This window comes from Paenibacillus sp. CMAA1364, assembly GCF_054373195.1.
Window position 1 is genome coordinate 30384 of sequence record NZ_JBITNB010000027.1, and the last position, 17982, is coordinate 48365.

General features: G+C 40.2%; 18 protein-coding genes. 3 read left to right on the plus strand and 15 right to left on the minus strand.

The window, feature by feature from the left end:
• Positions 1–365 precede the first annotated feature (365 nt).
• A complete protein-coding gene (locus ACH8E3_RS14005; protein WP_458633262.1) occupies positions 366–1937 on the minus strand; it encodes an amidohydrolase in 1572 nt (523 codons plus the stop codon).
• A 36-nt stretch (positions 1938–1973) separates the two neighbouring features.
• Complete coding sequence (locus ACH8E3_RS14010; protein WP_458633263.1) at positions 1974–2459, minus strand: GNAT family N-acetyltransferase; 486 nt, start codon at positions 2457–2459, stop codon at positions 1974–1976.
• 160 nt (positions 2460–2619) lie between these two features.
• Between ACH8E3_RS14010 and xerS the strand changes: the two genes are divergently transcribed.
• A complete protein-coding gene (gene xerS, locus ACH8E3_RS14015) occupies positions 2620–3705 on the plus strand; it encodes a tyrosine recombinase XerS (RefSeq protein WP_458633264.1) in 1086 nt (361 codons plus the stop codon).
• A gap of 185 nt (positions 3706–3890) precedes the next feature.
• On the opposite strand, the gene ACH8E3_RS14020 is transcribed toward xerS, so the two are convergent.
• From ACH8E3_RS14020 to ACH8E3_RS14055, 8 genes are all read right to left on the minus strand, one after another.
• A complete protein-coding gene (locus ACH8E3_RS14020; RefSeq protein ID WP_458633265.1) occupies positions 3891–4325 on the minus strand; it encodes a copper amine oxidase N-terminal domain-containing protein in 435 nt (144 codons plus the stop codon).
• 195 nt (positions 4326–4520) lie between these two features.
• The gene (locus ACH8E3_RS14025) at positions 4521–5291 is read right to left on the minus strand and encodes a DUF4247 domain-containing protein (protein WP_458633266.1); all 771 of its coding nucleotides are present in this window, start codon (positions 5289–5291) and stop codon (positions 4521–4523) included.
• Between the two features lie 11 nt (positions 5292–5302).
• Positions 5303–5809: a DUF4178 domain-containing protein gene (locus ACH8E3_RS14030; RefSeq protein ID WP_458633267.1), complete on the minus strand. Its 507-nt coding sequence runs from the start codon at positions 5807–5809 to the stop codon at positions 5303–5305.
• Between the two features lie 30 nt (positions 5810–5839).
• Positions 5840–6244, minus strand: coding sequence for a DUF350 domain-containing protein (locus ACH8E3_RS14035; RefSeq protein ID WP_458633268.1), 405 nt, complete (start codon positions 6242–6244; stop codon positions 5840–5842).
• Positions 6245–6363: 119 nt separating this feature from the next.
• Positions 6364–7035 carry a PspA/IM30 family protein gene (locus ACH8E3_RS14040; protein WP_458633269.1) on the minus strand — a complete coding sequence of 224 codons (672 nt, stop codon included), beginning with the start codon at positions 7033–7035 and terminating at the stop codon, positions 6364–6366.
• A 58-nt stretch (positions 7036–7093) separates the two neighbouring features.
• Complete coding sequence (gene lpdD / locus ACH8E3_RS14045; RefSeq protein WP_458633270.1) at positions 7094–7432, minus strand: prenylated flavin chaperone LpdD; 339 nt, start codon at positions 7430–7432, stop codon at positions 7094–7096.
• A 23-nt stretch (positions 7433–7455) separates the two neighbouring features.
• Complete coding sequence (locus tag ACH8E3_RS14050) at positions 7456–8388, minus strand: dihydroorotate dehydrogenase (RefSeq protein ID WP_458633271.1); 933 nt, start codon at positions 8386–8388, stop codon at positions 7456–7458.
• Positions 8381–9082, minus strand: a complete 702-nt coding sequence (locus ACH8E3_RS14055) for a dihydroorotate dehydrogenase electron transfer subunit (protein WP_458633272.1) — start codon at positions 9080–9082, stop codon at positions 8381–8383. Before ACH8E3_RS14055 ends, ACH8E3_RS14050 begins: the two co-directional genes overlap by 8 nt.
• A 136-nt stretch (positions 9083–9218) precedes the next feature.
• Between ACH8E3_RS14055 and ACH8E3_RS14060 the strand changes: the two genes are divergently transcribed.
• Positions 9219–10046, plus strand: a complete 828-nt coding sequence (locus ACH8E3_RS14060) for a polysaccharide deacetylase family protein (RefSeq protein WP_458633273.1) — start codon at positions 9219–9221, stop codon at positions 10044–10046.
• Here the strand turns inward: ACH8E3_RS14060 and ACH8E3_RS14065 are convergent.
• From ACH8E3_RS14065 to glgB, 5 genes are all read right to left on the minus strand, one after another.
• Complete coding sequence (locus tag ACH8E3_RS14065) at positions 10039–10689, minus strand: 3D domain-containing protein (RefSeq protein ID WP_458633274.1); 651 nt, start codon at positions 10687–10689, stop codon at positions 10039–10041. The genes ACH8E3_RS14060 and ACH8E3_RS14065 overlap by 8 nt on opposite strands.
• A gap of 206 nt (positions 10690–10895) precedes the next feature.
• Positions 10896–11618, minus strand: a complete 723-nt coding sequence (locus ACH8E3_RS14070) for an amino acid ABC transporter ATP-binding protein (RefSeq protein ID WP_458633275.1) — start codon at positions 11616–11618, stop codon at positions 10896–10898.
• Complete coding sequence (locus ACH8E3_RS14075) at positions 11605–13071, minus strand: ABC transporter substrate-binding protein/permease (protein ID WP_458633276.1); 1467 nt, start codon at positions 13069–13071, stop codon at positions 11605–11607. The genes ACH8E3_RS14070 and ACH8E3_RS14075 overlap by 14 nt, the downstream gene beginning before the upstream one ends.
• 126 nt (positions 13072–13197) lie before the next feature.
• Positions 13198–14625, minus strand: coding sequence for a glycogen synthase GlgA (gene glgA / locus ACH8E3_RS14080; protein WP_458633277.1), 1428 nt, complete (start codon positions 14623–14625; stop codon positions 13198–13200).
• Positions 14625–16538 carry a 1,4-alpha-glucan branching protein GlgB gene (gene glgB / locus ACH8E3_RS14085; RefSeq protein WP_458633278.1) on the minus strand — a complete coding sequence of 638 codons (1914 nt, stop codon included), beginning with the start codon at positions 16536–16538 and terminating at the stop codon, positions 14625–14627. Before glgB ends, glgA begins: the two co-directional genes overlap by 1 nt.
• A 189-nt stretch (positions 16539–16727) precedes the next feature.
• Between glgB and ACH8E3_RS14090 the strand changes: the two genes are divergently transcribed.
• The gene (locus ACH8E3_RS14090) at positions 16728–17912 is read left to right on the plus strand and encodes a glucose-1-phosphate adenylyltransferase (RefSeq protein WP_458633279.1); all 1185 of its coding nucleotides are present in this window, start codon (positions 16728–16730) and stop codon (positions 17910–17912) included.
• Positions 17913–17982 lie beyond the last annotated feature (70 nt).

Consider the following 17982-nt stretch of genomic DNA (forward strand, 5'->3'; position numbering starts at 1 on the left):
AGTATTTTCACCAGATAAGGGTTTTTGATCCAATCCCCATCAACGAACTAGCTGATTCCCTGTACCTCATAGGATTCAGCTAGTTTTATTTCCGTCCGACTTTTTTCTGATTAGTTAAATAAGGTTATTATATCACTTGATCTTCTAAATTCCTCCATTGAATAAGAAACATCACCTATTTGCATGTCTTGGAGATATCGTTTATTTCATTTTTTCTATAAATTCCACTGGATGATGCAAGCGTGCATATGATGTAGATTAATTTTGGTCTATTATTGTGAATTTTTCATATGGTGAAATAGTATAATAAACTGTTAGAAAATAGAACTCTTATGAGTTCCTTGGTTGATTTTACATATGAAATCCTACCGTTCCTTATTAAATACAATATTCTCATCCACAACAGTCATATCCACATGAAGTTCCGACCATCGATCCATCTCTATGCGAAAAGGATCCTTATTCAGAATAGTAAAGTCAGTATGATATCCTTCTTGAATCATCCCTTGATCATGCTCATGACCACTGGCATAAGCTGTTCCTGTCGTATACAGGGATATGGCTTCAAATACGCTTAGTTTCTCTCTCGGCTCATACACTGTTCGACTAGGATCGTCTGAATTGGTTCTAGTCACTGCGGCATGTATGCCATGTAATGGTGAAATCGATTCAATTGGCGCATCAGAACCACCTGCACAATGAAGCCCGTTGGTTAACATCGTCTTCCAAGCATATATGTTCATTTGGGAATCTTGTCCCAATCGTTCCATCACCCAAGGGAAATCCGAAGGAACAAATGAGGGTTGAATATCTATCACAATCGGCAATGTCTTCATGCGTTCTACTGATTCGTGACTAAGCACTAATCCATGAATCAATCGATCTCTTGTACCTGTCGGCGCAGGGTGACGTTCAATGACGTCCAATACCTTAGACGCAGCTAAATCTCCAATCGTATGAACAGCAATGGGCATCTGAAAGAATCGTGCTATACGAACCAACTGATCCAGTTCCTCATCCGTATGTATCGCCGTCCCATGTGTATCCGTATCATCTGCATATGCATGACTTAATAACGCTGTCCTTCCACCTAATGCCCCATCAGCAAATATCTTCATGGCGCCAAATTCTAGAAATGATGATTGCTTAACTAGCGGTAAGGGTATTGTCTTCCACTCATCCACCACCAAGTGATGTATGAGTAGATGCGCTCTGAATTTCATGGCGTTGTTGTGGATCACATTCTGAAATACCGTTAATGGCTTAGAACAACGACCATAATAGCTCAAATCTTCCGTATGACCACCCACTAACCCTTGGCTCCATGCATGTTGAATACCCAATGTTAGTGCTTCTTCAAGATAAGATTCTGTGATATCTGGAACTGCATTTAGAATAACTTCTTGTGCGGTATCTTTATAAATACCGTGTTGATGTTCTTCCGCTTGATCTGCTTGATCTGTTTTCGCCGCTTCTATCGCCATTGTGTTCGCAACCAATACATGGCGACATATTCTTTTTAAAATAACAGAGTGATTAGGTGAGATCTCATCCAATATTTCTCTAGTTATAGGGCTTAAAACTTGCCAACGATTCTCATTCCATCCTTCGGCAATCATCCATGAACCTATAGGGGTCATATGCACACGTTGTCTAACCGCTTCAAGAACCTCTTCCCTACTATTCATGTTAGAAAGATCCAGCTTGAGACAAGACTCACCATAACCAATCAGATGTAGATGACTATCCATAAATCCAGGAAACATCGTTTTCCCTTTTAAATCTATCCACTGATCAATGTGACCACGGAATCTATCTTCTATGTACATTTTGCTGCCCGTAGCTATGATCTTGCCCGACTCCGTGTATACAGATTCTACCGTAACTCCTTCTTCTTTCATCGTATAAATTATGCCATTCGACCAGCATATCCCCATGATGTCTCTCCTTAGTCACAATGATGTGGTTAAGCTCTATGATTTGAAATATTGGCTTATATTGGCGTTATCAGCATGTACTTTCTCAACATAGTCCTCATGAGTATATTCCCCAATCACCTTCCGCCAGAATTTCTGTGCGGGTAGATTATTGCTCAATTGTGTCACTTTCCAATTCCCTCTATAGCGAGTGAAAATCTCGTTCACCGCCCAACGACCCACACCCGTACGCCGATATCCTTTCATAACAAAAAACTCTGTCATATAGTAATCCCCTTCGGAGGAATCTTGAAGTCGCTCGACCAGAGCAAAACCTGCAGGCTTGTTATGAACAGAAATCATCAATGCGTATTTGCCATGATCATAATCCCAGTAGGTGTCTAAATCCGGGTATCCCTCGAAGTCACCTGAATCCGTCAACTCCATCTCCAGATATTCAGAGAAATCGTATAAATAGAACTGCATCAAATGATCAATGACACGTTTACGTTTCCTTGGAACCAATTCCAACTTCATGTCCATGAGTTCACCCCAATATAGGTTATCTATTACTTCTATTATAGCTTTCTGACACGACTTCGCAATCATACTTACCCACATCTTCCTACAACAGCGAACTAAGACTTCTATGGCTTCCTATGGTAAAATAGATCGTAGTGTTTATCCTTAAGGAGGTGCATCCGTGAATATACAAAAAGACATTGACCGCAAACGACTCGATGAGTTGGTTCTCGGTATGCCTTGGTTCGTACAACAATTCATCGATTATAAATTACCTGATCTATCTCCTTCTACATTGCTAGAATACATACGCGATTACGAGACGTTCTTCAACTGGTTGCGTGGTGAACTCCTCTCTGAAGCCGAACATAACTCGAAAGTAACGCTAAGCGAACTGGAAATGCTTCGTATGGAGAATGTTGTAAGTTATAGACTCTATCTCACGACCCGTCGTGAGGGTGCTAATTCCAAAGTAACTATCTCTCGTAAGTTATCATCACTGCGTTCGTTATTTCATTATTTAAGTCAGATCGCGGAGGATGAAGACTTCTATCCATTACTGAAACGTAACATTATGGCCAAGGTAGAAATCAAACGCATACACAAACCCAAAGATACCGCTGCTAAATTAAAGGGGAAAATCCTTGAAGATGATGAATTACTAGAATTCATTGCATACATTCTGGTAGGTTACGGAATAGATGTCGCCAATAACAAACAAGCGCTCTATTCCTATGAGTTGAATAAAGAACGAGACGCTTGTATCGCAAGCCTCATTCTAAATTCAGGACTTCGTGTATCGGAGATCATCAATCTGAATACAGATGACATCGATTTTAACAACAAATTATTATATATTTTTCGAAAAGGGCATAACGACGAAACGTTCAAAACGCCTGTCTATTTCCGTGAGCAAGCGCAAGATGATCTATCCCTTTACCTTAGTCTGAGGCAAACCCGCTACCATGCGCCCAAGAAGGAAAAGGCTCTATTCCTTACGATTCCAAATGGCCAACAAGAGGGAAAGCGTATGACGAAACGTGCTGTCCAAGCCATGATTATTAAGTATGCAACTAGATTCGGTAAGCCCTTCCTGACCGTTCACAAACTACGCCATTCTTTCGCAACCGACTATTATCTACAGAACGATATTTACATGACCAAAGAACAATTAGGACATGCGTCGACGGAGACAACAGAAGTATATACACATCTCACCGATAAGACCATGTCTCAAGCGATTGAACGTCGTGTGGAATCAACATAGGTATCTGTAGTTATAATGCCGTGCAACGTCCGTTGAACAAAGATTACAATACAAAAGGGCGGCTTCTCATTCATAATTGAATGGAAAACTGCCCTTTTTGATTAATAATCATTTCACGAAAATTAAAAACATAAGTCTGTCAGTGGTCTACCTTCTAACACGTTAGGGACTACTTTACGTTCATCTTACTTCGAAGTAATGTCTACAGTAAGTGTAGAACGGTTCCACTGCACTTCATAACCCAATACCTCGCTAATAAAACGTAAATTAACATATAACACGCCATTTCCATCAATACCTGGTGCTTGGGTCAGTGTATACTCTTTTCCATTCACAGATGCATTTAATGAATTTACAGTCAACTTAATTTTCGTATCCTTAGAAGTAGCAATGATAGATCCAATTTTCTCATCATATGAAACTAAGACACCTAATTGTTCAAATAACTGCCGAAAAGGAACCATCGTTCTCCCATTAGCAACAACAGCACCAGGGTTAAAAGTCATTTGTTGACCATTCAATATAACATTTGCATTTGTGGCTGCCGCATTCGTGACTGGACTAAATAACACGGAAAAACATAATAACATAGACATAAACCCAAAAACAACCTTTTTCATAGTATCACCTCTACTTCCATCATAATAATACTGCTCATATCTTAAACGCTATGTTGAGGGGAAAGGTTGCTTTATATTATTTATTAATAGGTACCTTATTACAATTCTAAATAATGCGTTTGAACCTAACAAATAAAAGCGACTTCTCATTCAATTGTGAATGGGAAGTCGCCTTTACCAAAGAATATATATGAACTACCTTCGACCTCTTCTGCTAATTTTACCCGAACCTATTCTTGTTTTCGGTTTACTAATCGATTTCTTCGAAGAACCAAAAATACTAGAGCCACTACCACTATCGCTTCCCTTACTAATACTTCCCCTACTTGGTGTGGAACCTCGATTGAATATCGTGTCGTCATTTCGCTTGCTAGTCGAGGAACTGCTCGTATTTCCACGTCGCGTTAGTAGACCCTTTTTCTCCACGGTGAGTGGGGGCGTCATTTTCTTATCCTGGGTTGTTGGTTTAGTGTACGTCCCCTGATTGGGCTTATATACATCTTTACTAGCATATCCACGATAAGTACCACTTCGACCAAATGAATCGAATAAGTTACCGATAATACTTGCAGCGATGTAGCCCTCAAGGAAGCTCGAGTTATAATTCTTTTGGACATATTCCTTAGAATCAACTTCGATCAAAGTGTCCTCAGGTTGATCTGGGTCCTGTTGTAAATGGTACCACTCATTATTGTATACGAGGAACATTCGCTCCGAATCTTCTGCTGAGATCTGATCTGGCTTACGCTCCTCAGATATATCCGTTGCAACCTCAGGTACAGTCTGACCTTCTGCCCGATAGACATAAGATGTTGCAGCACCATCTTTATTCACAGATTCCAGTGGATACGACTTCAATGTTGTCCCTAAATCGCCCCAGCCACTAGAACCACAACCGCTCAGTAAAGATACTAATAAACCAAGAACGAGCAAACACTTTATTGATAATAGTGAATGTTTCTTCATCTGATCCACTCCTAGCTTGCCCGAATGATCATTACATCTGCTGGTATGATACTTTCACCATCGTACATCATGAATCTTCCATTCTGCCATTCAATTCGTAGTAGCTGATTATCGTCAGATTGATACTGCCACACATGTTGCTCTCCAGCTTGCATGAAAGGGGATTTACCCGTGACAAGCACATGGCCTTCGTATTCTTCCTCCAAGTGAAATTCAACATCATCCAAATCGATAATACTAGGAACTTCATTGGGGTGATCTAATCTTCCATCAATCGGCTTATACAATGCATACCGTATATTTTCTCTTTGCTCAATATGAAGATAACCAATTTCTTGACCATCTTGTAATGTGAGAACAACGGCATTTCGACTTTGATTATGAACTCGTCCTACCACCTCGTAGGTCACTAGCGACACTTCACATATATCTCCTGGAGCAAGCTCTAGTATACTTTTCTCACGTATTGGCGGTGCAGGCTTAGCGAATAAGTTACTCACTCTTGTCCACATACTCATATCTTGTAACCCCTTATCTAAGTTAGTCTTTTACAGACAAGCTGTAATAATTAGAGCGCCAACAATATGCAACGATCCAGCAAATAATCCATACCCTAATTTACCTTGTTGTGTACCTAGATCAAGATTCATGTTCGCCCACACTTTAAGCAATACGCGTACAAGCGTCTCCAGTGCAAGCAATACAAGAAAAGATATAATCGAGACAATAATGGCTTCAACAAGTAGATTAGAAGTCGAAATCGATACAGACAGGATATATCCCTGTGCTAAAAGTTTTAGAATCATTCGAGTCGTAACAGCCATATTACCAGCTTTCACTTCTTCGAAATCATTGTACTTCGTAAATAAGGAGTCAACATATAACAGAATGAAAAGTAAGAGTGAACCTACACCCGTCCATACGAGTACTCTTAATAAATATTCAAAATCCATAACAACTCAACTCCATTCTGCGTTCTTTTTCTAATATTGTTCATGTAAAAGCGAAGGAGTTGTTCTAATGAATTAGCTCCTTCGCCGGTCATACTACATATTATGATGGGTCAACTTAACTATTCTTGTTTACCGAATTGTTTCATGAGCGCTGCAAGTTCATCTTCAACCGCTTTATCCTTGTTCAAGCTCTCGAACTCATCGTCCAAAGATTTCTCACTTGAAGACATTTCATTGCTAGCTTCCGCTTGTGCTTCCATCTGAAGCATCTTATCTTCCATACGTTTGAGTCCGTTGGCCGCAGAATCTGTACTAAACCCTGTCATGGCTTTATTGATTTCTGTTTGAGCTTTAGCGGCACTGAATCGTGCAACTAATGTTTCGCGTTTGTTCTTCATTTCAGTCAATTGCTTACGCATTTCTTCAAGCTTCCCACGAAGATTATCAGCAGATGCTTTATTCTGATCATGGTTCACTTTGTACTCATTCATCTTCTGTTCTGCTGCGTTCTTCTCTTCTAAGGCACGACGCGCAAGATCTACATTCTGAGCTTGTGCAGCCGTCTGGGCTTGTAATGTACGCTTGTTCACTAACGCTTCTTGTTCTTCGAAAAGTTGCTTGAATTTCTTCTCTATCGCAATTTGTGCAGCTACGGCTTTCTCTGCATCTTGTAAATCTTCATGCATATCACGGATGTATTGATCCGTCATCTTGATAGGGTCTTCCGCTTTATCAATCATACTGTTAATATTGGACATCGTTACATCACGCAATCTTTTGAACATAGACATAAATTTCATTCCTCCTAGGAATATTTTTTTCTACATACTAAGATGTACGCATGAACAACTAAGAACGTTTCATTTTTTTTAAGTAAACATCCATTTTGGCTTGGACGATGGTTACGATGGCATCAATCTCAGCTGTCGTTAGATCGTCATAATGTATGCCTGCTGATACGGTGACCGTCCTATTCAATACCTCTACCGCCTGTTGTGCTAAAGCTTCTGTTATCGTATATTCTTTATGACCTGGAATATTCGATGTCTGTATATCAATCCCCTCAGGGGTAGGATATGCCGTTGATACAGCACCAATATGTGCATCGCCACCTGTGATGATCAGCATCACATCTCGTCCCACATGAATCTCCTTCAATTGAATATCATCGGGATTGAATTTCATCATGACCACCCACCTTTATAAATGATTTATAGAATTCCTCGAATCTCATCCAATGATTTAATATTCTCATCATGCATGAATTGTTCCAAACCTTCAAGTAAAGTATGACCTGCACGTAAATTCATGAAGTTATAAGTTCCAACCTGTACAACAGAGGCGCCTGCCATAATGAACTCGATTATATCTGTTGCAGATGTAATGCCGCCCATACCCATAATTGGAATGTTCACATGCTGTGCCACTTGGTGAACCATGCGAAGCGCAATCGGTTTAATAGCGGGTCCTGACAGTCCTGCATAAGCATTACGGAACACACTTGAACGACGATGCACATCAATCTTCATACCTGATATGGTATTAATGAGTGATAGTGCGTCGGCTCCCTCATCCTCACACATGAGAGCCATTTCCACTAAATTCTCAGCCCCCGGTGACAATTTGATCGTCAATGGCATATTCGTTGCGCTTCTTACCTGTCTAACTACCTCTTGTGCGGCCACCGTCTTCACACCGTAAGCGATACCGCCTTCTTTGACATTTGGACATGAGATATTCAATTCAATCATGTCAACAGCCACACGGCCTAACGCTTTTCTTCTATCATGATCTGCTTGAATAAGTAGTGCGCCCTGTACATAATCATCTAGACAATTCCCGCCTAGATTCGCAATTCTAACGGTATCTAGTGTCTCCCAATAAGGACATTCATGTTCTAGGAAATAAGGTATCCCTGGATTCTCAAGTCCCACACTATTTAACATCCCAGATGGTGTCTCGAATACACGTAGCCCTTCATTTCCAGCCTTCGGATTTAGCGTAAGACCTTTCCCGCTTAGTCCGCCTATCTTACTCAGGTCAATTAACTCTCCATATTCCCTACCGAATCCAAATGTACCAGAGGCCATGACAATCGGGTTCTTAAATGCTACGCCAGCCATGTTACAAGCTAGATTAATCATGCAGACATACCTCCCCTGCTGGAAATACAGGTCCATCTGTGCAAGCCTTCTTACGTCCATCCTTGCAAGCAACACTACATACTAGACAAGCTCCAATCCCACAAGCCATTCGATTCTCAAGTGAAATATAGACATCTGCTTTGCACTTCGTTTGTTCCTGTTTCAACTGAATGGCTCTCATCATGCCATGTGGCCCACAGGACAATATGGCATCATATTGATGGAAATCAACATCATCTATGATGTATCCTCCAATATTGGTATATAAATTACCCGCTACGGAACTGAAATGTTCTAATAAGTATGGTTCTTTACTAAATCCTAAATAGATGTCTGTATTACTAATCTGCTGTGCACAATAGTAGAGCGGTGCGATACCTATTCCGCCACCAACAAGAGCAACGCTCCCTTGTACATCTGGAAATCCATTACCGTAGGGCCCTTCAAGCGAGATCTGATCTCCTGAACGAAGAGCGGCAAGTAGTGTCGTGCCTTCTCCGACCACCTGGTACAGAAATTCTATACCTCGATCCGTTCTATTAAATATGCTAATCGGTCTGGAGAGTATTGGATAATTACCCCATGCTCGTAACATATAGAATTGACCCATCTGACCCTCATAATCTCCCTCAACGTTCATCAAATACACTTGTTCAGATACTTTCTGATTTGAAATAACAATTCCCAAGTACACACGCCTCCTATCGGCATCATTCTAGTATGATTACGTGACTTATTTCACTTATCTCTCTATGCATAATATTAACACATTAGGTGAATAACAATATAGGTGAATTCTAACCATAACGATCGATTGGGGGAAATAATAAATGTTCAATAAGAAGCTGATGAGATTTTTGTGTCTAGCGATTATGATTTTTACTTTTTCTATCGGTACTGACTTCGAAGTGTATGCAGTTCCATCTTCCGAACTAAATACGACCCATCCATCTCAACCCACGACAACACTAGAGAAGAAGAAGTCTTCTGCTACATTATCTGAACTTTATCGTAAATTTCCAGAGACTATGTTAACCAAAGGCCCGAAACAACGTAGAATCGCGCTAACCTTCGATGATGTTCCTGATCCTCGCTTCACTTCGGACGTCCTCGATATTCTATCTAAATATCATGTGAAAGCGACCTTTTTCATTGTAGGACAACGCGCGAAGAAACATCCTGAACTTGTAAGAAGAATCCATCGTGAAGGGCATGCGATAGGCAATCATTCCTATAATCATCCCCTATTCACGAAGATATCCATGGATAGTTACAAGAAGCAGATCTTACATACGGAACAGATTATTGATCAATTAATCCATTATAAACCGAAGCTCATTCGTCCACCTTATGGAGAAATTACAGAAGAACAGTTGAAGTGGGCCAAAAAACAAGGATATAAAATTGTGAATTGGAATGTAGATTCGTTAGATTGGAAGGGGTTGAACAAAGAGGAAGTGATGAAGAATATCCTAACCCATGTAGGGCCAGGATCCATTATTCTTCAACATGCTGGTGGAGGTGTAGGTGCTGATCTCAATGGAACAGTTCAAGCTCTTCCTGAAGTGATTAAAGAGCTAACACGTAAAGGGTATTCATTCGTAACCGTACCTGAACTACTACAAATCAATGTAAAGAAGATACCTTCATCTACTTAATGAAATATAATTTAATATTTTGAAACCCGAACATACGAACACTTTGTTGACTTCCAGGGATGAATATATCAATTCGATTTCCTTTGATCGCAGAACCCGCGTCTGTAGCTGTTGCTACAAAGGCATCATTGGGTAGACCATCGTGGCGATGACCAGTAACCAATACTTTGGTGCCAAAAGGAATGATCTTAGGATCTACAGCAATAGTACCTAACTTGAGTGGATTACCGAAATAATCAACAGCACCCCATTTACCATTCTCACTTGCAGCAGAGGAATACGCTGAAGCTTTCACTTGTAATGTTTTGCTGTAGTTAAATGTCTTCCCCCATGCTTCAACCACTTGTTGATTCTGCTCCACATTGATGATTGCATCTGTTGCATCTACACTGGATGATGTAATTGGCTTCTTCACGGTTGGAATATTCATCTTGATTCCAGCATAAATGTTATATTCATTTGTTAGAGGATTCGCATTCATTAATGCTTTGAGGTTGACGTCATATTGCTGAGACAGCGTAAAAAAGGTGTCCCCTTCTTTCGTGACATGCACCGCATCTGCGTGAGCAGGTGTATTCTGTATAACGAAAGCCATTCCGATGGCAACAGCAAGCATTTTTGTCTTTTTAAAATTTATGTTCATGTGTTGTTCCTTCCTCCATACATTAAATTATGTAATTCTTCTGCACTCACAATATATCACAACTTTGTAACCTTTACGCGTGTAAGTTTTTCCAATACGGCTTTAACCGAGTGTTATCAACGATTCTTTCCAGAAAAAAAGAGACAACCATGACATTTTCGCCATAATTGTCTCCATAAATTTTACCAATACTTATATCAATCTCATTACAGAACTTTACTCAAGAACTCTTTGGTACGGATATGTTGTGGATGGTTGAACACATCTTCCGGTGTCCCTTGCTCCATAATTCTCCCATCATCTATAAACAAGATACGATCGCCAACTTCACGAGCAAATCCCATTTCATGCGTAACAATGACCATCGTCATCCCATCTAAAGCTAATTTCTTCATGACTTCAAGTACTTCTCCGACCATTTCAGGATCTAATGCTGAGGTCGGTTCATCGAATAACATCACATGTGGTTGCATCGCAAGTGCACGAGCAATCGCAATACGTTGCTTCTGACCCCCTGATAACTGGTTCGGATAAACATCCCTTTTGTCAGATAATCCCACTGTCTGTAACAGTTGAGTAGCAATCAAATTTGCCTCTGTCGCAGACTTATGTTGAACCGTCATTGGAGCAAGTGTGATATTCTGTAATACCGTTTTGAGTGGGAACAAGTTGAAGTTTTGAAATACCATACCCATTTTCTCACGTGTGTTGTTGATATCATGGTTTGCGTCTGTGATGGATTTATCTTCAAACAGAATTTCACCTGCTGTTGGTTGTTCCAATAAATTAAGACATCGAAGCAATGTACTCTTACCTGAACCCGATGGGCCGATAATAACAACGACTTCACCTTTTGCAATTTCGATATCTATCCCTTTTAGGATTTCTAATTTTCCATATGATTTATGAAGATCTTTAACGGTTATCACTAGCGCTCAGCTTCCTTTCTACCACTCTAAGAATCTTGGATAATGTAAATGTCATGCAGAAATAGATCACTGCGGCAATAATGAAAGGACTAAGCCCTTTATACGTAATGTTCTTCACAACACCGGCTTGGTACATAATATCTGCCATTCCAATAACCGATATTATCGATGATTCCTTAATAATGGTAATGAATTCATTTCCGATCGCTGGAAGGACAGCCTTTAATGCTTGCGGTAGAATAATGTGACGCATCGCTGTACTCTTCTTCATCCCTAAGGAACGAGCCGCCTCCATCTGACCACGGTCTACCCCTTGAATTCCCGCTCTGAATATCTCTGCAAGATATGCTGAACTATTAATAGATAACGTAATAATCCCGGCTTGTAATGGTGAGAAGTTCACGCCAAACGTTAATGCAAACCCATAATAAATAATAAAGAGTTGTACTAGCATTGGTGTGCCACGCAACAATTCTACGTATGTGGTGCCTATCCACTTTAAGACACGAATATTGGTCATACGTAGTAACGAGATAAATAGACCGATAATGAAACCGAATAATACACCAAGTGAGGAAAGAAGAAGTGTATATCCGATCCCTTTTAAGTAATAACTTCTGTACTTCCAAGCAATATCTAAGATATTTCCAGATACTTGCTTATCCGCGGCTAGAAGACTTGCCTCTTTCACCATCCGTTCAATGTCACCATTATCTTTCAGTCTAACAAGTGTAGCGTTAATGGCATCTAACAGTTCAACATTGCCTTTCTGCACCCCTATCGCTGCCTGTGAATCAGCATCAGGTACAATGGTATCTGCAAGTATAATATCTGAAGTAAGGTACCCCTCTGCCACGGTATCCTCTACAATTAATGCATTAATTCGCTTCGTTTGTAGTTGTAGAATAAGATCTGGAATCTTGTCCAATGATGTGAGGTGTGCATTGGGAATCGTCATCCCAATTTCTTCTTGAATGGAACCTTTTTGAACCCCAATCTTCTCATTCTCTAGTTCTTTCATGGTAGTGAATTGTTGCTGATCTTCTGCTCTTATCACAACAACTTGTTGCGCTAAATAATAGTTATCTGAGAAATCGATGCTTAATTGACGTTCTTCTGTTGGTGTTAATCCCGAGATAACAAAGTCAACCCTACCGCTTTGCAATGCGGGTAAGAGACTATCAAATCCCATATCCTCAATGACAAGCTCCGCATCAAGATCCTTTGCAATTTCTTTTGCAATTTCGATATCGAAGCCAACGATCTCATCTTTTCCATTTATCGTCTTGTGAAATTCATAAGGTGCAAACTCTGCACTTGTCCCAAGTACAATCTCTTGCTTAGCCTTCGTAGTTCCTTTTTCTGCACTGACATAATCTGCTGTATGTAATCCAGTAACTAACAGGATAACAACACTGAGTAGTACGGCAATGCTACGAGTTATCTTCTTCAACTTCCTGTTCCTCCAGCATATTTAAGTATTTAACAACTGGACTATTATAAGTCCTTATGCATTATTATGCAATGCAACCCATTAAATCGTTAAACGATTTAATGGGTTGCATTGCACGTATATATATTATCCCAATACGTGATCATAAATCTCAATATATTCTTGAGCTGATACGCCCCAACTATAATCACCAGCAAATGCGTTCTTCACGATTTGATCCCACGCTTCTTTCTGATGATAGAATGACACCGCACGGCGAATAGTATGCATCATATCGTGCGCATTATAGGCATTAAAAGTGAATCCATTGCCTTCCCCCGTATATTCATTATAGGAATGGATCGTGTCATTTAACCCCCCGGTCTCTCGAACGATAGGAATACTCCCGTATTGAAGTGCTAACAGTTGACTAATGCCACACGGTTCGAATTTGGAAGGCATCAGGAACAAATCGCTTGCTGCATAGAATTTACGTGATAATCCCTCATTAAATGTAATCTGTGAAGCACATTTAAGCGGATAGCGTTGCGAAGCTTCACGGAACCACCGCTCATAATAGGGGTCCCCGGTTCCTAGTACCACGAACTGAACATCATCATAATACAGCATTTCATCTAGAATTCGGATCACCAACTCTAGTCCCTTTGAATCTACTAACCGAGTAACCATAGCAATGAGAGGAATCTTTGGAGCGATAGGTAAATTCAATTCTTTTTGCAGTGCAATTTTATTCTCTAGCTTGTCATCAAGATTCGTTGTGAAGTTGGAGTATATATAAGGGTCATTTGCTGGGTTATAACTCAACGTATCGATACCATTGACGATTCCTGTTAGCTTATTCCCTAATGAGGACAGAACTCCATTAAGTCCGTACCCATATTGGGATGTCTTAATTTCATTGGCGTATGTTGGACTAACCGTTGTTACATGATCAGAGAACTCAATGCCAGATTTCATAAAGTTAGCATTTCCGTAATATTCCACACCAAGATAGTGTTGGTTATCTAGACCAAGTAAATCACCTAATATGTCATAAGAAAATGTCCCTTGATATAATAAATTGTGAATGGTAAATACGGTCTTGGTACTATGGAAGAAAGGGTCGTCCCCATAATGTGCTTTTAGTAATAATGGAATCATCGCGGTGTGCCAATCATGACAATGGATAATATCTGCTTGGAAGTTCAATGCTCGAATAGCTTCAAGAACTGCCCGATTGAAGTAAGCATATCGCTCCCCATCCTCATCCATGTATCCATAAATGCCATCTCTAGCAAAATAATATTCATTATCTATAAAATAAAAAAGAATGCCGTCATGCTTTAAAACTTCAATTCCACAATACTGCGTTCTCCAACCAAGCTGAATTTCAATTTCGCACAGATGTTCCATCTGATCACGGTATGTTTGGGGGATCTGTTTATATTTCGGGAGCATCACTGCGATATCTACGCCTTGTTGTTGAAGTGCCTGGGGCAGCGAACCAATCACGTCTCCCAATCCACCTGTTTTGATAAAGGGTGCCGCTTCAGCAGCAACGAATAATACTCTCATTAAACCTCACTCCTTCTATCATTCATTTTATAAATAACCATACTTAGAGGTGGTATTATGATTTCAAGACTTTGTGGTTGTTGATGCCATATGACATTCTCCGTATCTACGGATTGTTCAATCCTAGAACACTCTCCACCGAATCGCATATCGTCACTATTAAACACACATTCATAAGCACCCTTATGCAATACCCCAATTCGATAGTTCTCTCTAATCATTGGTTGGAAATTGATCACAATGATAAGCTCATCCTCCATGTTGTTTCCTTTTCTAATATAGGAGATAACGCTTTGTGTCACATCATCCGCACTGATCCACTGATGGCCCTCCATCGTATGATCCAATTGCCACAGGGCCTTTTCTTGTAGATAGAAATGATTCAATGCCTTCGTATACGTCTGTGTCTCACGATGCTTATCATAAGTTAATAAGAGCCAATCCAATTGTTCTTGATCTTTCCATTCAATAAACTGTCCGAATTCGCCACCCATGAATAATAGTTTCTTACCTGGCTGGGTCATTTGATATCCAAGTAGGCAACGTAATCCCGCAAATTTCTGTTCATAACTTCCGGGCATCTTATTCAAAAGCGACTTCTTCCCATGAACAACCTCATCATGCGATAAGGGGAGACAGAAGTTCTCTGCATATGCATAACACATAGGGAACGTGAGTAAATTGTGTTTCGTTGGTCTATCCCAAAAAGATCTTTCCACATAATCCAACGTATCGTTCATCCATCCCATATTCCATTTGTAATTGAATCCTAATCCATCACAATCTACGGCAGACGTCACGCCAGGCCATGCACTGGACTCTTCAGCCATCATTAATGCGTTGGGGTAGTTACGGAAGATCGTTGTGTTAAGTTGTTTCAAGAATGCTATAGCTTCTAGATTCTCCACACCACCAAAAGCATTGCGTTGATGGTCCGCTACAGGCTTGTCGAAATCAAGACGGATCATACTTGTCACTGCATCGACTCGTAGTCCATCAATATGATACATCTCCATCCAGAATAGCGCATTGGATATTAAGAATGAGATGACTTCTGGCTTCGCATAATCAAAAGCTAACGTTCCCCATCCCGGTCTCTCCGCTTTGAAAGGATCTTCATATTCATAACAAGGTGTGCCATCGAACATTCGTAAACCATGGGCATCCTTAGCGAAATGCGCTGGAACCCAATCCATAATGACACCAATACCGGCTTGATGGCATTGGTCAACCAATAACATGAATTCATGTGGTGTTCCGAATCGGCTACTTATGGCATAGAATCCTGTGCCCTGATAACCCCACGACAGGTCATAAGGATGTTCACTTAACGGCATGAATTCAATGTGCGTGAATCCCATTTCTACTACATAAGGAATGAGTAGATCCACTATTTCCGTGTAAGAATATAAAGCCCCATCTTCCTTCTGCCTCCATGTACCTAAATGAACTTCATATATATTCATAGGCTTATCAAAGGGTTGTCCCGATTGTTCTCGCCATTTGGCATCATTCCAACAATATCCGTCCAAAGAAGTCACTATAGAAGCCGTATTGGGTCTAACTTCTGCTTGAAATGCGTATGGATCTGCCTTCAACATGATTTCGCCATCTGGTCCAGTAATCTCATATTTATATAAACTCCCAATATTTATATCTGTGAAGAAACGACTCCATAATCCAGAATTGGGTATCCTACTTAATAAATGATCCACCCCATTCCAATCATTGTTCTCACATGCTAATCCCACATTCATTGCTCGAGGTGCCCACACAGTAAAACGCACCCCACTTATTCCATTCTCCGTCGTAGGATGTGCACCTTGGAAACGGTAAGTATGATTGGCTCTTCCTTTATGGAATAAATATCGTTCTGTCCAAAGATTCATATCATTACGATTAGCTAAAGACATTCATATATCTCCTTTTACATTTCATTATAGTCATCATTATTACTAGCCTATTCCACTTCGACCAATAATATAAACGAAATTTATACAAATGAATGTAATATTTCATGATTTTTTCAATATACTCCTTTCATGTGGATAAAACGGAATAGAGACCACAACTTTGCACAACCATTTTAGGAGGGAATCAACATGATTAGAAAAGAATGTATCGCTATGCTTTTGGCCGGAGGTGAAGGACGGAGATTGGCACCATTTACAACCAACATGGCTAAACCAGCCGTACCATTTGGTGGTCATTATCGAATTATCGATTTCCCACTAAGTAATTGCGTTAACTCAGGCATTGAAACGGTTGGTATTCTTACTCAATACGAAGCGAATTCTTTACATGATCATATCGGCATCGGTGAACCTTGGGGATTAAATAAGGACGGAGACCAAGGTGTATCCCTATTGCCATCTCATAGAACGGGAGCAGATTATCTAGGAACTGCAGATGCCATATACAAAAATATCGAATATATCGACCAACACAACCCGGAACATATTCTTATTCTGTCGGGCGATCATATCTATCATATGGATTACGCGCAAATGTTACTTCAGCACAAGAATACAGATGCAAAAGTTACGATTTCCGCGATGGAAGTACCTATGAAAGAAGCAAGTCGTTTTGGTATTTTGAGCATAGATGAGAGCATGCAGATTACTTCTTTTCATGAGAAGCCATCACAGCCATTAAGTAATTTAGCTTCTATGGGAATATATATTTTCAATTGGACATATTTGAAACAACTTTTGATCGAGGATGCTTCTAACTTTCATTCTTCCCACGACTTTGGAAAAGACATCATCCCTTATATGTTATCTACCGACGAACCCTTATTTGCTTTTGAATTCAAGGGGTATTGGAGAGATGTGGGCACGATTGAGAGCTTCTGGGAAGCACATATGGATATCTTAGATGAGAAAGTAGATTGGGAACTACATAAGACCGATTGGCCTATGTATAGTCGTTCCAGCAGTGCAAATAAGACACCTAAACAGCCGTCAAAAGGTAAAGTAATCAATTGTATGATGTCTGATACATGTTCTATTGATGGGAGTATTAAAAAATCAGTGGTATTCAGTGGGGTTGATATCGGAAGAAACTCAGAGGTTAGTCATAGTGTCATTATGTCCAATGTCAAAGTGGGTCGTGATGTCATCATTGAACATGCGATTATTGGTGAGGGTGCGATTATTAAAGACGGTTCGATCATTAAAGGATCGATTAACCATCTCTATGTTGTTGCACCTCGTGAAATTATATATCAGAAACCTGTCGTGTCTATATTGAGAACACAACCCTTGAGAATACTGCAACAAACTTAAACACTCATTATATATATAATCGAGTAGGAGGGGGCGACTAGCCCCCGACCTCTCACACCACCGTACGTAC

What these genes read in the sequence shown, in the direction of transcription:
- ACH8E3_RS14005 (WP_458633262.1), bottom strand. Translation starts at nt 1,937, where the DNA reads ATGGGGATATGCTGGTCGAATGGCATAATTTATACGATGAAAGAAGAA.
- ACH8E3_RS14010 (WP_458633263.1), bottom strand. Translation starts at nt 2,459, where the DNA reads ATGGACATGAAGTTGGAATTGGTTCCAAGGAAACGTAAACGTGTCATT.
- ACH8E3_RS14020 (WP_458633265.1), bottom strand. Translation starts at nt 4,325, where the DNA reads ATGAAAAAGGTTGTTTTTGGGTTTATGTCTATGTTATTATGTTTTTCC.
- ACH8E3_RS14025 (WP_458633266.1), bottom strand. Translation starts at nt 5,291, where the DNA reads ATGAAGAAACATTCACTATTATCAATAAAGTGTTTGCTCGTTCTTGGT.
- ACH8E3_RS14030 (WP_458633267.1), bottom strand. Translation starts at nt 5,809, where the DNA reads ATGAGTATGTGGACAAGAGTGAGTAACTTATTCGCTAAGCCTGCACCG.
- ACH8E3_RS14035 (WP_458633268.1), bottom strand. Translation starts at nt 6,244, where the DNA reads ATGGATTTTGAATATTTATTAAGAGTACTCGTATGGACGGGTGTAGGT.
- ACH8E3_RS14040 (WP_458633269.1), bottom strand. Translation starts at nt 7,035, where the DNA reads ATGTCTATGTTCAAAAGATTGCGTGATGTAACGATGTCCAATATTAAC.
- lpdD (WP_458633270.1), bottom strand. Translation starts at nt 7,432, where the DNA reads ATGATGAAATTCAATCCCGATGATATTCAATTGAAGGAGATTCATGTG.
- ACH8E3_RS14050 (WP_458633271.1), bottom strand. Translation starts at nt 8,388, where the DNA reads ATGATTAATCTAGCTTGTAACATGGCTGGCGTAGCATTTAAGAACCCG.
- ACH8E3_RS14060 (WP_458633273.1), top strand. Translation starts at nt 9,219, where the DNA reads ATGTTCAATAAGAAGCTGATGAGATTTTTGTGTCTAGCGATTATGATT.
- ACH8E3_RS14065 (WP_458633274.1), bottom strand. Translation starts at nt 10,689, where the DNA reads ATGAACATAAATTTTAAAAAGACAAAAATGCTTGCTGTTGCCATCGGA.
- glgA (WP_458633277.1), bottom strand. Translation starts at nt 14,625, where the DNA reads ATGAGAGTATTATTCGTTGCTGCTGAAGCGGCACCCTTTATCAAAACA.
- glgB (WP_458633278.1), bottom strand. Translation starts at nt 16,538, where the DNA reads ATGTCTTTAGCTAATCGTAATGATATGAATCTTTGGACAGAACGATAT.
- ACH8E3_RS14090 (WP_458633279.1), top strand. Translation starts at nt 16,728, where the DNA reads ATGATTAGAAAAGAATGTATCGCTATGCTTTTGGCCGGAGGTGAAGGA.